The organism is Brevundimonas sp., assembly GCF_965278935.1.
Classification (GTDB): domain Bacteria; phylum Pseudomonadota; class Alphaproteobacteria; order Caulobacterales; family Caulobacteraceae; genus Brevundimonas.
This window is the reverse complement of the sequence record NZ_OZ257124.1, coordinates 1,757,347-1,772,502: the sequence shown is the minus strand read 5'-3', so window position 1 is coordinate 1,772,502 and position 15,156 is coordinate 1,757,347. Positions and strand designations below refer to the sequence as shown.

Annotated in this window: 15 protein-coding genes; 2 read left to right on the top strand and 13 right to left on the bottom strand. The window is 67.9% G+C overall.

The genetic code is table 11. The annotated features are described in order from the left end of the window. Positions 1 to 23: 23 nt before the first annotated feature. From ACQY68_RS08705 to ACQY68_RS08675, 7 genes are all read right to left on the bottom strand, one after another. Positions 24 to 425 (bottom strand): hypothetical protein, encoded by a 402-nt coding sequence (locus ACQY68_RS08705; protein ID WP_428148987.1) that lies wholly within the window; start codon positions 423 to 425, stop codon positions 24 to 26. Then, positions 422 to 2,404: a biotin carboxylase N-terminal domain-containing protein gene (locus ACQY68_RS08700; RefSeq protein ID WP_428148986.1), complete on the bottom strand. Its 1,983-nt coding sequence runs from the start codon at positions 2,402 to 2,404 to the stop codon at positions 422 to 424. Before ACQY68_RS08700 ends, ACQY68_RS08705 begins: the two co-directional genes overlap by 4 nt. 9 nt (positions 2,405 to 2,413) lie before the next feature. Next, positions 2,414 to 3,313, bottom strand: coding sequence for an enoyl-CoA hydratase-related protein (locus ACQY68_RS08695; protein ID WP_428148985.1), 900 nt, complete (start codon positions 3,311 to 3,313; stop codon positions 2,414 to 2,416). A 14-nt stretch (positions 3,314 to 3,327) separates the two neighbouring features. Continuing rightward, positions 3,328 to 4,920: a carboxyl transferase domain-containing protein gene (locus ACQY68_RS08690; protein ID WP_428148983.1), complete on the bottom strand. Its 1,593-nt coding sequence runs from the start codon at positions 4,918 to 4,920 to the stop codon at positions 3,328 to 3,330. Positions 4,921 to 4,973: 53 nt separating this feature from the next. Continuing rightward, entirely contained in the window at positions 4,974 to 5,393 is a 420-nt protein-coding gene (locus tag ACQY68_RS08685) for a J domain-containing protein (protein WP_428148982.1), read from the bottom strand. 13 nt (positions 5,394 to 5,406) lie between these two features. After that, entirely contained in the window at positions 5,407 to 6,240 is an 834-nt protein-coding gene (locus ACQY68_RS08680) for a division plane positioning ATPase MipZ (RefSeq protein WP_428148980.1), read from the bottom strand. A gap of 166 nt (positions 6,241 to 6,406) precedes the next feature. Beyond that, positions 6,407 to 7,036 carry an SPOR domain-containing protein gene (locus tag ACQY68_RS08675; RefSeq protein ID WP_428148979.1) on the bottom strand — a complete coding sequence of 210 codons (630 nt, stop codon included), beginning with the start codon at positions 7,034 to 7,036 and terminating at the stop codon, positions 6,407 to 6,409. Positions 7,037 to 7,126: 90 nt separating this feature from the next. Here ACQY68_RS08675 and panC point away from each other — a divergent pair, with 90 nt between their 5' ends. Together panC and ACQY68_RS08665 are read left to right on the top strand one after the other, a co-directional pair. Then, complete coding sequence (gene panC / locus ACQY68_RS08670) at positions 7,127 to 7,990, top strand: pantoate--beta-alanine ligase (RefSeq protein WP_428148978.1); 864 nt, start codon at positions 7,127 to 7,129, stop codon at positions 7,988 to 7,990. A 76-nt stretch (positions 7,991 to 8,066) separates the two neighbouring features. Further along, positions 8,067 to 8,558 carry a cytochrome C gene (locus tag ACQY68_RS08665; protein WP_428148977.1) on the top strand — a complete coding sequence of 164 codons (492 nt, stop codon included), beginning with the start codon at positions 8,067 to 8,069 and terminating at the stop codon, positions 8,556 to 8,558. Here the strand turns inward: ACQY68_RS08665 and ACQY68_RS08660 are convergent. From ACQY68_RS08660 to ACQY68_RS08635, 6 genes are all read right to left on the bottom strand, one after another. Further along, a complete protein-coding gene (locus ACQY68_RS08660) occupies positions 8,555 to 9,325 on the bottom strand; it encodes a chorismate mutase (RefSeq protein ID WP_428148976.1) in 771 nt (256 codons plus the stop codon). The genes ACQY68_RS08665 and ACQY68_RS08660 overlap by 4 nt on opposite strands. 282 nt (positions 9,326 to 9,607) lie before the next feature. Next, on the bottom strand, positions 9,608 to 10,195 hold the full coding sequence (locus tag ACQY68_RS08655; RefSeq protein WP_428148975.1) for a prephenate dehydratase domain-containing protein: 588 nt from the start codon (positions 10,193 to 10,195) through the stop codon (positions 9,608 to 9,610). Next, entirely contained in the window at positions 10,192 to 11,562 is a 1,371-nt protein-coding gene (locus ACQY68_RS08650) for a class II 3-deoxy-7-phosphoheptulonate synthase (protein WP_428148974.1), read from the bottom strand. The genes ACQY68_RS08655 and ACQY68_RS08650 overlap by 4 nt, the downstream gene beginning before the upstream one ends. 56 nt (positions 11,563 to 11,618) lie before the next feature. Continuing rightward, positions 11,619 to 12,251: a hypothetical protein gene (locus ACQY68_RS08645; RefSeq protein ID WP_428148973.1), complete on the bottom strand. Its 633-nt coding sequence runs from the start codon at positions 12,249 to 12,251 to the stop codon at positions 11,619 to 11,621. 37 nt (positions 12,252 to 12,288) lie between these two features. Next, a complete protein-coding gene (gene gor / locus ACQY68_RS08640; protein ID WP_428148972.1) occupies positions 12,289 to 13,668 on the bottom strand; it encodes a glutathione-disulfide reductase in 1,380 nt (459 codons plus the stop codon). A gap of 130 nt (positions 13,669 to 13,798) precedes the next feature. Continuing rightward, a complete protein-coding gene (locus ACQY68_RS08635; protein WP_428148971.1) occupies positions 13,799 to 14,992 on the bottom strand; it encodes a GAF domain-containing sensor histidine kinase in 1,194 nt (397 codons plus the stop codon). Positions 14,993 to 15,156 lie beyond the last annotated feature (164 nt).

Here is a 15,156-nt window from a genome sequence, read left to right as displayed (position 1 = left end):
CGAAGCGATACAGGCGAGCGCGGCTATTCCTTCTGCAGTCGCTCGCCCCACGCCACGAGCGCGGCGCCGTTATCGGTCATGGATTTCGCACAGCGTGTTCGACTCTGCTCAAGATCAGCAATGTCGACTGTCCTGAGGTATCTCTCGATGCGCGCGAGCCAATCCACATCGGGCTCACGGCCCTGAAGCCGGCCCAGGTGGTACATCATCCCGCCGGTCATACCGACCAGCAGGGCCGAGGCTTCGACCTCGCCCGCGACCACCGCATTCGCGTCAGCGCCGCTCTGACCTGCGATCATCGCGAACAGGGAGAAGCATTGCACATCCTCAAGCGCCTCGCCGCCCAGCGGAACGATCTGGGCCTGGACCGGTGCTCCAAAGCCTGAAAGGCACAGGCTCATCCCGATGACGGCCAGACGTTTCATGCCGACGCCTCGATCTTGGCGAGCACCGCGTCGGCCGTCACCTGATCGCCGACCGCGAAGCCGATCTCGCCGACGACGCCGTCGAAGGGCGCGGTCAGGGCGTGCTCCATCTTCATGGCCTCCAGCACGATGATCGGCTGACCCTTGGTCACTGTGTCGCCGGCCTTGGCAGGGGTGGCGACGATCTTGCCAGGGATGGGCGCGCGGAGGGAGCCGTCGGAGGCGAGACCGCTTGCCGCGCCGGTCAGGCGCGGCAGAAACTCGAATGCATCTCCATCCTCGAAGACCACAACGCGCCCGTCGCCGGTCTGTGCGCTCGAAGTCTGCTCGTTGTCGATGAAGACATAAGAGGGCGTTCCGATCGCTTGGAACGTCTCGCCGTCCAATTCGACGTCGAACGTAGAGTGGCGCGGCGCACCGTCGCCATGAACACCCCACAGGTTCGCGCGGACCGCGAAACCGTCGCGATAGAGCACGACGGGCGTCCGTGGGGGAGCATTCATCCGGAATGCAAACAGGCCGTCCGTCCACGGAGACAGCTCATTGGAGCGCAGAGCTTCGTCAGCACGCAGTCCTACGGTGGCGAGCGCTGCGGCGGCCGTCCGCGAAGACGGCGAAGTGGAAATCAGATCTGCCTCTTCCGCCGCGATGAACCCGGTATCCACATCCCCCGCCACGAAGCGCGGGTGTTCCAGGCATCGAACCAGGAACCCGGCATTGGTGCGTACCGGCCAGACCTCAACCCCGGCGCAGGCGTCGGCGAGGGCTTCGGCGGCGGCCTCGCGGCTGGTCTCATGCACGATCAGCTTGGCGATCATGGGATCGTAGAACTGGCTGACCTCGCCGCCCTCGAACACCCCGGTGTCGATGCGGATGTCATCAGGCAGGACGAAATGCTCGAGCCGACCGATCGAGGGCAGGAAGCCGTTGGCCGGGTCCTCGGCGTAGAGGCGGGCCTCCATGGCCCAGCCGTTCAGGGGGATGTCGGCCTGTTTCAGCGGGACGGGCTCGCCGGCGGCGGCGCGGAACTGCCATTCGACCAGGTCGACGCCGGTGATGGCCTCGGTGACCGGGTGTTCGACCTGGAGACGGGTGTTCATCTCCATGAACCAGATGCGGTCGGCGCGGAGGCCTTCGGAGGCATCGGCGATGAACTCGATGGTGCCGGCGCCGATGTAGTTCACGGCCTTGGCCGCCTTCACGGCCGCCGAGGTGACGGCCTCGCGCGTAGCGGCGTCCATGCCAGGCGCGGGGGCCTCCTCGATGACCTTCTGGTGGCGACGTTGCAGGGAGCAGTCGCGTTCGTAGAGGTGGACGACCTCGCCGTGGCTGTCGCCGAAGACCTGAACCTCGATGTGGCGGGGCGACAGGATGTATTTCTCGATCAGGACCCGGTCGTCGCCGAAGCTGGACGCCGCCTCGCGCTGGCAGGAGGCCAGGCCGTCGAGGAAGGCCTCGCTGGCATCAACGCGGCGCATGCCCTTGCCGCCGCCGCCGGCGACCGCCTTGATCAGAACCGGATAGCCGATGGCGTCGGCCTCGGCTTTCAAGCGCGGGGGCGACTGGTCCTCGCCCATGTAGCCGGGGGTGACGGGGACGCCCGCCTCGACCATCAGCTTTTTCGCCGCATCCTTGAGGCCCATGGCGCGGATCGAGGCCGGCGGGGCGCCGATCCAGATGATGCCGGCCGCCATGACGGCCTCGGCGAACTCGGCGTTCTCCGAGAGGAATCCGTAGCCGGGGTGAATGGCCTCGGCGCCCGTGGCCCTGGCGGCGGCCAGGACCTTTTCCGCGACCAGATAGGATTCGCGGGCCGGCGCCGGGCCGATCAGAACGGCCTCATCGGCCTCACGGACATGCAGGGCCTGGGCGTCGGCCTCGGAATAGACGGCGATCGTGCGGATCCCCATCCGTTTGGCGGTGCGGAAGACGCGACAGGCGATCTCGCCGCGATTGGCGACCAGGACGGACTTGAACATGGACGCTCTCTATTCCGCCCAGCGGGCCGGGCGCTTTTCGAGGAAGGCGCGGACGCCTTCCTGGCCCTCGGGCGAGACGCGGGCGCGGGCGATGCGTTTGGCGGTCTCCTCCATCAGGCCGTGGTCGATGTGACGGCCTGCGACGTCGCGGACCAGACGCTTGGCCTCGCCCATGGCGCCGGGGGCGTTCTGGGTCAGGCTGTCGGTCAGGAAGGAGACGAACTCGTCCATCGAGCCCTCGGGCAGGACCATGTCGATGATCCCGGCGTGGGCCGCATAGTCGGCGTCGAAGATGTTGGCCGTCAGGAACAGCTGTTTGGCCCGACGCGCGCCGACGGCCTCGATCACATAGGGGGCGATGGTGCCGGGGATCAGGCCCAGCTTGACCTCGGAGAAGGCGAAGCGCGAACCCTCGACCGCCACAGCCATGTCGCAGGCGCAGACGATCCCGGCGCCGCCGCCCATGGCCGCGCCCTCGACGAGGGCGACCGTCAGGGCCGGGATGTCGTGCAGGGCCTTGAGCATCTTGGCCAGCATCATCGCGTCTTCGCGATTGTCGCTCTCGGACCAGTCAATGGCGTCGCGCATCCAGTTCAGGTCGCCGCCGGCGCTGAAGGTGCCGCCTGCGCCGCGGATGAAGACGACGCGCACATTGTCGGCGCCGTGCAGGGTCTCGAACGTCTCATAGAGCGCCGCGACGGTCGCGGCGTCGAAGGCATTCTTCTTGTGCGGGCGGTTGATGGTGACGAAGACCACGCCGTCGGCGTTGCCGTCGACCTGGATCAGGTCGTCGTTGGCGTCGGGCGCGGGATCGGGCACCAGGGGCTGGGCGATCGAGTTGATCTCGGCGGCCTCGGCATCGGTGATGTCCAGGGCGTTCAGGTCGGATTCGGTGGGTTTGTCGGTCATGGAAGACTCCTCAATCACATCCTGAACACGCCAAAGGTCGTGTCGGGTATCGGCGCGTTCAAACTCGCCGAGATGGCCAGGCCCAGAACGTCGCGGGTCTGGGTCGGGTCGATGACGCCGTCGTCCCAGAGACGGGCGGTGGCATGGTAGGGATTGCCCTCGTCCTCGTATTTCTGACGGACGGGCGCCTTGAAGGCTTCGGCCTGCTCCGGGGTCCAGCTGTCGGCGTCGCGGTGGACGGTGGCCAGCACGGCAGCGGCCTGTTCGCCGCCCATGACGCTGATCCGGGAGTTCGGCCAGGTGAACAGGAAGCGCGGGCCGAAGGCGCGGCCGCACATGCCGTAGTTGCCCGCGCCGAAGGAGCCGCCGATCAGGATGGTGAACTTGGGCACATTGGCCGAGGCGACGGCGGTGACCAGCTTGGCGCCGTCCTTGGCGATGCCGCCGGCCTCGTATTTCCCGCCGACCATGAAGCCCGAGATGTTCTGCAGGAAGACCAGCGGGATCTTCCGCTTGCAGGCCAGTTCGATGAAGTGGGCGCCCTTCAGCGCGCTTTCGGAGAACAGCACGCCGTTGTTGGCGAGGATGGCTACCGGATAGCCCCAGATGCGGGCGAAGCCGCAGACCAGGGTCTGGCCGTAGAGCGACTTGAACTCCTCGAACTCCGAGCCGTCGACGATGCGGCCGATGACCTCGCGCACGTCATAGGGGGCGCGGACGTCGTCGGGGATCAGGCCGTAGAGTTCGGCGGGGTCGAGGGCCGGATCGCGGGGCTCGCGCACATCCATGTCGACGCGTTTGACGGTGTTCAGGTGGCCGACGATGTCGCGGACGATCTCCAGCGCGTGCTCGTCGTTCTCGGCCACATAGTCGACGACGCCGGACTTGCGCCCGTGGGTCTCGGCGCCGCCCAGTTCCTCGGCGGAGATGACCTCGCCGGTGGCGGCCTTCACCAGCGGCGGGCCGGCCAGGAAGATGGTGCCTTGGTTGCGGACGATGACCGTCTCGTCCGACATGGCCGGGACATAGGCGCCGCCGGCGGTGCAGGAACCCATCACGCAGGCGATCTGGGGGATGCCCTGGGCCGACATTCGGGCCTGGTTGAAGAAGATGCGGCCGAAGTGGTCGCGGTCGGGGAAGACCTCGGCCTGGTGCGGAAGGTTGGCCCCGCCGGAATCAACCAGATAGACGGAGGGCAGGTTGTTCTGCTCGGCGATTTCCTGGGCCCGCAGGTGCTTCTTCACCGTCATCGGGAAATAGGCGCCGCCCTTCACCGTCGGGTCGTTGGCGACGATCATGACCTCGCGGCCCGAGACGCGACCAACGCCGCAGATCATGCCGGCGCCCGGAGCCTCATCGCCATACATGCCGTTGGCGGCGAGCTGGCCGACCTCGAGGAAGGGCGAGCCGGGATCGAGCAGGCGTTCGACGCGGTCGCGGGGCAGCAGCTTGCCGCGCGAGACGTGGCGATCGCGGCTGGCGTCCGATCCGCCCCTGCCCGCCTTGGCCACCCGCTCGCGCAGTTCGGCGTTCAGGGCGGTGTTGTGGGCATGTAGCGCCTTGAAGCTCGGCGAGTGCGGGTCGATGGCGGAGTTCAGCTTCGGCATGGGGCGAGGTTTAGGGGGGAATAGGCGGTGCGTGAACCCTCTCCCAAAGGGAGTTATTTTCGCAGCAGCCGATCCCGTGCCGCGTTCAACCGCGCCGCCAGACCTTCGGTGCCTCCCTGATCAGGATGGGCTCGACCCATCAGCCTGCGCCAGGCGGCGTTGACGGCTTCAGGCGTCGCATCGGCGCTCACGCCGAGTATGGAGCGCGCCTCGGCGTCGCCGATCGCCTCCCGTCGCACCGGGACCGACCGGATCCGCGACGACAGCACGAGCCACAGGCCCGCCCCGACCAGTCCGCCTCCGAAGATCCACGTTCCCTTCGCCAGGGCCAGGGCGCCGCCCGCGATCAGGGCCGCCGAGATCAGGGTGGCGGCGACGCGCCATTGTCCGCGTCGCGGACCCTCGGTCTGGCGTCCGAGGCGGATCAGCGCCCAGACCACGATCCCGGCGAGGACCAGCCAGATCAGACCCATGGGTGAACCGGGGTCAGGCCGCCGCGTCCAGGGCTGGCAGGGCGGCGGCGTCGAGGCCCAGCGACTGCATCAGGTTGCGCATTTCCTGACGCGCGGCGACGTGGGCCAGAGAGACGGCCACAGGGCGCACCTCGTTCGACAGGTCGGCGACGGTCAGGCCGAACGGGAAGAGCTCACGATAGATGACCCGGTCGCGCAGTCCCGGTCCGACGCGGAAGCCGACGCGCTTGGCAAGTTTCTGCATCTTCTCTTCGAGGCGGCGGCGGTTGCGGGCCTCGGCAACGGCGAGGCGGTTGGTGATCACGACCCAGTCGATGGCGGCGTGGCGGCCTTCCTTGATCGCCCGATGCTTGCGCGCCTCCCAGACGCTTTCGGAGTAGGTCGAGGGCTTGAGCAGGTCGAGGGTCACGGGATCGACCGTGCCCAGCATGTCGAAGTCGACGAAGCTGTCGTTCATCGGGGTGACGATCTGGTCGGCCCGGGCGTGAGCCGCGCGCGACAGGGCGGTGTCGCCGCCGGGGGTGTCGATCAGGATGACGTCGGCATTTTGAGCCTCTGCGAAGGCGGCTTCGAAGCGGGCGATCTGTTCAGCCTCGTCCGCCTTGGCCAAGGCCTTGCCCTCGCCAAGGTCGGGCTCGACCGGCATCGGGAGGGTCACGCCGTTGGCGGCGGTCCATGCGGCGCGGTGGGCGAAGAAGTGCGACATCGACCGCTGGCGCAGGTCCAGGTCCAGTATGGCCACCCGCCGGCCCGCGTGCAGCAGGCCGCAGACGATGTGGATGGCCAGGGTGGATTTGCCCGCCCCGCCCTTTTCGTTGCCGACGACGATGACCTGAGGCTGCGTCATGATCCGATGATCCGAAAGCTGGCGACGACCGACTCACTCGCCGGTCGCCATGGTTCGCCAGAATCGGGGGAGCCGCCGCTTCCGTCAACGAAAGGTTAAAAGACGGCTGTGGGCATTCTTGTGCTCTAGCGCTCGCGACGCGGTCGCTCGCTGCCTGAGCGCGGGGTCACCCCCGGCGCAGACATCCCAGCCGGGCCGCATCCGCCGCGCGGCAGACGGCGCGGGCGGCGTCGGCGGGGGCGACGACCTTGAGGCGGGTCAGGCTGCGGCCGTCGACCTCGACCGCTTCGAACGTCGGGGACAGTTCGGCCACCCCGTGCCCGGCGTCGGCGATCCGGCTCCAGGCGCGTCGGGCCGCGGCCGGGCTGGCGAAGGCGCCGAGTTGCAGGGTGGTGCGCTGGATGGCGCGTTCGACGGGCGGAGCGATTCGGTTTGTCGGCATCTCGGCCGAGACGCGCTGGACCACGGCTTCGGCGACCATGGGCGCGGCGGCCCCGATCAGGGCGGGTGCGGCGCGTTCGACCGCGCCGCGCAGACCGGCGTCACGGGCATCCCAGAGATCGTGCGGATCCATGACCTCGACTCGCAAGGCGCCGGGGTTCACCACCGTCTCGGTTACGGCGAGCGCCGGACGAAGCCCCGTTTCGGCGGCGGTGCGCACGGGCCGGGTCCCCCCGTCGAGCGGGATGTCTGCCACGGCCTGGGCCATGGACTCAAACCGGTGCGGGTCGCTCTCCACCAGGCTGCACGACGAGGTCGCGAGGCCGGCGAGACCGAGGAGCACTGGACGAAGCATTCTGCTGGGCGTCATAAGCCACTCTTAGCCCGGCAGGTTTTTCCGCCCCGTGCACGAACAGCCTTAAGTCGAACGGTTAACCCGGTAAGCATGACTGAGAACGCTCCTCCCCTTCCCATCGCGCGAACCGTCGAAGCGTTGCGTCAGACCGTGCGCGAGTGGCGACGTCAGGGGTTCACCGTGGGATTCGTGCCGACGATGGGAGCGCTGCACGCGGGCCATCTGACTCTGGTGCGCGAGGCCGGGCGGCGGGCGGACAAGGTGGTCGCCAGCGTCTTCGTCAACCCGACCCAGTTCGCGGCGCACGAGGACCTGGGGACCTATCCCCGGCGCGAGATGGAGGATGCAGCACTGCTGGCCGGGGCGGGCTGCGAGCTGCTGTTCGCGCCGACGGTCGGCGAGATGTATCCGGACGGCTTCGTCACCTCGGTCAACGTCGGCGGGCCGTCGCAGGGGCTTGAGACGGATTTCCGGCCGCACTTCTTCGGCGGGGTCGCCGTAGTGGTCGCCAAGCTGCTGAACCAGGTCCAGGCCGATGTCGCCGTGTTCGGCGAGAAGGACTACCAGCAGCTGATGGTCGTGAAGCGGATGGCCCGTGACCTCGATATCCCGACCGGGATCGTCGGATCGCCCACGGAGCGCGACGGGCATGGCCTGGCCCTGTCGTCGCGCAACTCCTACCTGACCGAGGCGGAACTGGAGATCGCGCGCAGACTGAACGGCGTGCTGGCCGAGGCTGCGATCAAGGCGGCAGACCGTCGGCCGTTGGCGGCGGTGGAGCTCGACGCCTATGCCGATTTGCTGAAGGCCGGGTTCGAGCGGGTCGACTATGTCGCCGTGCGACGGGCTGACGATCTGGCGGCCTTCCCGAACGGTGTGGTCGACGGGCCGGCGCGAATCCTGGCGGCGGCCTGGCTCGGAAAGACACGGCTGATCGACAACATGGCCGTCTGACCGGGCGGTCTGATCGCCCACAGCTTGACCACAAACACTGCCGCATGTTCCCTCTCGCCGAACGGGGGAATTCAAAATGATCAGATCCGCTATCGTCGTCACATGGGCCGGCGCCGCCCTGCTTTCCGGATGCCAGCAGGCGAGCGTGAAAATGACGGACAGCTCCGACGGGCCGCACGTCATCGCCGCGAGCGACATCGAGGCCGGGCGCTATGTCGTGCTGGTCGGCGGCTGCAACGACTGCCACACGCCACAGTACGCCACGACCGGCGGCGCCCAGCCGCCCGAGAGCGAATGGTTGAAAGGGTCGACCGAAGGCCATACTGGACCGTGGGGCGTAAGCTACGGCAAAAACCTGCGCCTGACCGTCGCCGGCCACTCCGAAGACGAATGGGTGCAGTTGCTGGCCACCGGAACCAGCCTGCCGCCCATGCCCTGGCCGAGCGTCCGCGCCATGTCTGAAGCCGACAAGCGCGCGGTCTATCGCTACATCAAGTCGATGCCGGGCGATCCGGGCCAGCCTGCGCCGGCCGCTCTGCCGCCCGGCGCGACGCCACCCGCGGCCTAGCCGATCGCCCCGACACAGCCCTCGGCGTCGCCGGGGGTGAGGTCGGCGTCGGTCAGGGCCAGGGTCCAGCCGTGGTGGGTGTTCAGGCCCCAGCGACGCGCGCCGCCGCCGTCGCCCGCATCGCCGCCCGCCGAGACCACGACACGACGGCCCTTGGGCAGGGCGGCCGGATCGATCTTTCCGACGGCCAGGGAGGTCGGCTGACCGCCCGCAGAGCCGAATCCGTCGAAGACGCTCAGGCTCGACCAATCGCGGCGCAGGCCGACCCACCAGGAGTCGTCGGTGTTCACGGCCAGGACGGCCACGCCCTTGCCCTCTGCGGCGAAGGCGAGTGCGGCCTGCGGATCGCGCACCATGCGGATCGAGGCGGCCGTGCCGAAGCGGTGACGGGCGCCGTCGAAGGCGCGGGTCGGGTCGGTCGGAGCCCAGACCTGGACCTGAAGCTGGCCTTGACGCGCCAGACCCCAGCCGACGATCTCGCGCCAGAGGCCCTCGACGGCCTGAAGATTCTCGGGATCGGCTTTGGCCATGACGCGGCTGAGGACGGTCTGTTCGCGGTCGGGGCGCAGCTTGGTGTGGGGCCCATGGGGCGCGTCCTTGGCCAGACCCACCTTGGCGGCGATGGCGAGACGGCGCTGGAACAGGGTCAGCAGCTCGTCATCGACGAGGTCGATCTCGGCGCGCAGGGCGGCCAGAGCCATCTGTTCGGGCGACATCTCTTCGGGGTTCATGTCGGGCCAGACTTGCTGGAGGTTCGATTGGGGCATGGAATTCGGGCTTTCACGGGATGCATTTCGATTGAGGGCGAAGGGGTGCGCCGCCGCCCCGGTTGAGGGCGGTCGCCGGCGAGGCTGTCAGGAGCGGGGGTCGCTCAAGGCCTCAGCCGGCGTATCGAAAGCCGTAAAAATAGGAGCCAAAATAGCAGGCAGCCGCGCGCGAACGGAGCGAAAGGGTCGAAAGCGAAGCGCGCAGCGGGGACATGGGTCGAACCGGTTGTTCGGATCGGTGGCGATCCGTCGGCCCTTAAGACACGCAACGATCGTGCGGCGTCAACCCGGTTCGCGGGCCAGAAGAACAAATCGCGTGCGGTTGTCGTCGGAATCCTGAAGGTCGTTGCGCAGAACCGTCAGTCCATAGACCTCGGCGGCGGCAATGGGAGCGATGGCGGCGCGGGTGCGGTCACCCAGCTCGGCGACCTCGCGGGCGGCGCCGGCGGTGTCGAAGGCCTCGACGATCTCGAAACCCATCTCGGCCAGGGTCCGGGTGCATTGGCGCAGGGCGATGGGGTGGCTGGCGACGGTGCGGATCTGTTCGATCGCCGTGCCCTCGATGGCCACCAGGGCCATGCGGATCGGCCGCCAGGCATCGCCCACGACGGGCAGGCCGGCCTCGGCGACGAGGGTCGCGGCGGGCTCGACCGAACCGATGGTCGAGTTCTCGACCGGGATCAGGGCGCAGTCGCAGTCGCCAGACTTCACGGCGGCGATGGCTTGTTCGAAGGTGTCGAACGGGACGTGCTCGTCCCACGGCCGCAACTCGATACAGGCTTCGTGGCTGAAGGCGCCGGGTGCGCCCTGGAAGGCGGTGCGCCCTCCCCGGTCGTCGTGATCCGGCCTGCCGACAGCCTCGGTGGTCATGCCGCCTTCGACTTGTTCAGCCGGCCGGACTTGAGACGTTCAGCCACCAGGAAGGCGAGTTCCAGCGCCTGATCGGCGTTGAGGCGGGGGTCGCAGTGGGTGTGATAGCGGCTCGACAGGTCGTCCTCGGACACGGCCTGAGCCCCGCCCAGGCATTCGGTCACGTTCTGGCCGGTCATCTCCAGATGGACGCCGCCGGGGTGGACGCCCTCGTGCTCGGCCACCTCGATGAAGCCCTTTACCTCGCCCAGGATGCGGTCGAACGGCCGGGTCTTGTAGCCGCTGGCGGCCATCAGGGTGTTGCCGTGCATCGGGTCGATCGACCAGATGACCTTCTTGCCGTGGTCCCTGGCGGCCTTCATCAGCCTGGGCAGACGGGCATGAACCTTGTCGTGGCCGAAACGACCGATGACGGTCAGACGGCCCGGGATGTTCTCCGGGTTCAGGGCGTCGATCAGAGGCAGCAGGTCGTCCGGCTCCATCGTCGGGCCGCATTTCACGCCAATCGGGTTCTTGATGCCGCGCATGAACTCGACGTGGGCGCCGTCCAGCTGACGCGTGCGCTCGCCGATCCACAGCATGTGGGCACTGGTGTCGAACCATTCGCCCGAACCCCCGTCCAGACGCGTCAGGGCGCTCTCGACGTTGAGAAGCAGAGCCTCGTGCGAGGTGAAGACCTCGACGCGAGACAGGTCCGGATGGGTCTCGGGCGTGACGCCGACCGCCTCCATGAAGGCCAGGGCCTCGGCGATCTTCTCGGCCAGTTCGCGGTACTGGGCGCCGACGCCGCCGTCGGCGAAGCCCTGGGTCCAGCGATGGATGTTATAGAGGTCGGCATAGCCGCCGCCGGCGAAGGCGCGCAGCAGGTTCAAGGTCGAGGCCGACTGGTTGTAGGCCTTCAACAGGCGCTGGGGATCGGGGATCCGCTCTTCCGGTGTGAAGGCCGAGCCGTTGATGTTGTCGCCGCGGTAGGACGGCAGCTGGACGCCGTCGATCTCTTCCACCGGCGAGGAGCGCGGCTTGGCGAACTGGCCGGCGATGCGGCCGACCTTCACCACCGGCTTGCGGCCCGCGAAGGTCAGGACCACGGCCATCTGCAGGATCAGGCGGAAGGTGTCGCGGATGTTGTCGGTCGAGAACTCCTTGAAGCTCTCGGCGCAGTCGCCGCCCTGGAGCAGGAAGGCGTCGCCGCGTTCGACCTGGGCCAGTTTGGCAGTCAGGCTGCGAGCCTCGCCCGCGAACACGAGCGGCGGCATCGCGCGCAGTTCGTCCTCGACGGCGGTCAGGGCGCGCGCGTCCGGATAGTCCATCGGCATGTGCACGATGGGTTTCTGTCTCCAGCTTTCGGGTGTCCAACGCGTATTCATGGGTAGTTCCTTACCCTTGCGGGCCGTTCGGGACAATGAATGACCTGTCCGAAACCTCAGTTTGATGCGGGCCCCGGTGCGGCCGGAGCAAGAGGCGGGGCGTCGACGACGGTCAGGTGGGCGACCTCGATCGACACGACCGAGTGGACCCAGATCGTCTTGTCGGCGCGGCGGATGACGTAGTCGGTTGTCGGGCTGTTGGTGTTGTCGCCCAGCGCGCTGAGCAGTTCCTGGCGCATGGTCTCCGGCAGGGCCGAGGCGGCGCTTTCCGGAACCTGGCCCGAGCCGACCTTGACGCCGCCGGCCGCCAGCACCGCCGTTTCCACCGCGCGCTCGACCTCGGTGCGCGACAGGGTCTTGCCGTCTTCGGCGCCAATACGGGTCCAGTGAACGTCGCCCTCGACGATCTGGAAACGATCGCCGAGCCAGATGGGGAACTGCGTCGCACGAATGTCGCCGGACTCTTCGGCACGGTAGCCGGCGGGGGCCGCGAAGTACGGCGAAGGCGCGAGATCCGCCGTCGACAGCGGGACCGAGGCCAGATCGAAATCGGCGTTTGCTGCTTCCGCAGGCGCGGTCGCCGACGTCGCGGCCGCCTCCCCTGCCGTCTTGTCCGCCGGCGCGGGCTCTCCGCAGGCCGACAGGGACAGGGCGACGATGCCGGTCAGGGCGACGAGGCGAAGGGACATGGGAACTCCTGAAACGAAGGGCGGCGATCAGCGGACGTCAGCCCGCGCTCGTCTCTTGCGACTGTTTGACCTTCAGGGTCACCAGTTCCTCGGCCATGGTCGGGTGGACTGCGCAGGTGGCGTCCCACTGGGCCTTGGTCAGGCCGGCCTTCACGGCGATGGCGGCCAGCTGGATCATTTCGGGGGCCTCGGGGCCGACGATGTGGACGCCGACGACGCGGTCGGTGTCGGCGTCGACGACCAGCTTCATCAGCACCCGTTCGTCCGATCCGGTGAAGGCGTACTTCATCGGCCGGAAGCGCGTCACATAGACATCGACACCCTTGGCGCAGGTGTGGCGCGCCTCGCTCTCGCTCAGTCCGACGACGCCGACGGGAGGCTGGGAGAAGACCGCCGTAGCCACGGCTTCGTAGTCGAAATGCTGCGGATTGTCCTTGTAGACGGTCTCGTGGAAGGCCACGGCCTCGCGGATGGCGACGGGGGTCAGGTTCATCCGGTCGGTGACGTCGCCGATCGCCCAGATGTTCTCCGCAGTCGTCTTCGAGAGCGTATCGACCTTGATCGCCCCCTTCTCGTTCAGTTCGACGCCGGCGGCTTCCAGACCCAGGTCCTTCACGTGCGGGACGCGGCCGGTGGCGAACATGACGACGTCGGTCTCGATCTCCATGCCGTTCTCCAGCACGTTCACCAGACCGGTTGCGGTCTTTCTGATCTCGGCGTGCTGACAGCCCAGGATGACCTTGATGCCGCGCTTCTCGATCTCGCCGGCGAGGTGGGCGCGCACATCGTCGTCGAAGCCGCGCAGGATGTTGGGGCCGCGATAGATCAGGGTCGTCTCGACGCCGAGCCCGGCGAAGATGCCCGCGAACTCCACCGCGATATAGCCGCCGCCCGCGATGAGGATGCGTTTGGGCAGTTCCGGCAGGTGGAAGGCTTCTTCCGAGGTGATGGCGTGCTCGATGCCCGGCAGTTCGTCCGGCATCCAGGGGCGGCCGCCGGTGGCGATCAGGATGCGCTCGGCGGTGATCGTCTGGTTCTTGCCGACGATCTCGACGGTGTGGGCGTCCTTCAGGACCGCGCGGCCGTGGATCAGCTCGACGCCGGCCTTGCCGAGGTTGGCGGCGTAGATGCCCGACAGCCGGGCGATCTCGACGTCCTTGGAGTGAATGAATTTCGGCCAGTCGAAACTGGCTTCGACGCTCCAGCCATAGCCCTCGGCCGTCTCGAACTGGTGGGCGAAGTCGCTGGCCATGACCATGAACTTCTTGGGCACGCAGCCGCGGATGACGCAGGTGCCGCCGACGCGGAACTCCTCTGCGACCGCGACCCTCTTGCCGCCCAGACCCGTCAGTCGCGCCGCGCGCACCCCGCCCGAGCCCGCGCCGATGACGAAGAGGTCGTAGTCGTAGTCGGCCATGGCGATCTCGAACCGGACGGGAAAACACAGTCCGAAGCGTCCGAAGCGTCCGGAGAGGCCGGACGTCGCTGGCGGCGTCGGCGGATGGATTTAGGCGCCGTCGATAGCCGGGACAAGCGCCTTGCAGGCTTCAGCCCCAGGCCGTCGCGCCGCCCGGCATGCGGAACCGGAAGGTCGTCTCGCCGGCGTCGGACGTGACCTCCAGCATGCCGCCGTGCGCCTGGGCGATCTGGGAGGCGATGTAGAGGCCGAGGCCCAGGCCGTCGCGATTGCCCTTGTCGGCGGCTCCGCGATGGAAGGGCTCGAACAGGCCGGGCATGACGTGGTCCGGAATGGGATCCCCCGGATTGGACACCGACAGTTCGAACAGGCCGTCTCGGACCACGGCGATGACCCGTATCTCGCCCTCGGGCGCGCCGTGGGTCAGGGCGTTGCCCAGGAGGTTGGACAGCAGTTGGCCCAGCCGGTCGCGGTCGACGGCGACCTCGTCGGTGATGGAGAGATCGGTGGCGATGGCGCGATGCGGATGGGCAGAGCGCATCTCCTGCACGACCTGCTCGAGAGCATCCGCCAGATCGGCGTGCGGTCGGGGCTCGACCGACACGCCGCCGCCCAGCCTGCCCCGAGCGAAATCGAGAACGTCGTCGATGAGCCGTCCCATGCGGGCGTGGCTGGCGCGGACGGCGCTGATGATCGACTGGGCCTTGTCCGGCAACTCCATCCGCTGGAGCAGCAATGCGCCCGCATCAGCGCCGGCCAGCGGGTTGCGCAGGTCATGGCCGAGAACGGCGATGAACTGTTCCTGCAAGACGCTGGCCGCCGCCTGGTCCAGCAGCGCTGTTTCCGACGCCGCGAGCCGCTCGTCGGCGTCCAGTTGGGCTGCGATCAACTGAGCGAACAGTTTGAAGGTCTCGACCGTCTCCGGCTTCGACACATGGTGTGGATCGGGGTCGATGGCGCACAGGGTGCCGAAGACCCTCCCGTCCGACCGGATGATCGGCGTCGAGATGTAGCTTTGCAGACCATAGAGACGCGGAGTGTGGTGGTCGGCGTAGCGAGGGTCCTCGGCCGCGTGGTCGAAGACGATGGTGTCGCGTTCCGAGCGCACCGCGTCGCAGAGGGTGGTCTGGACGTCCAGCTGGCCGCCGACGGCGAGGCCGAAGGCGATCTCGTCGCGCACGGCGCAGGCCGTCCATTCGGTCTCCGTCACCCGCGCGACAGCCGCGAAGCCCATGCCGGTGACCCGACAGCACACCTCGAGGATCGACGGCACCGTGTCGATCCGCCCGATGGCGGTGATGGCTGGGTCGTCGCGCTCGGTCATGGCTTCGCTGAAGTTCAGCTCACCCTAGAGGCGATCAAGCTCCAGTGTAAGGACTTAAAGCGTCGACGGAAATGTCGCTTTCCGGACACGGCGACCGCGGTGATTCCGCCGCAGTTGAACGTCCGCCTATCGGTGTTAGCGTAACACCCGGGACCTGTTCAGGA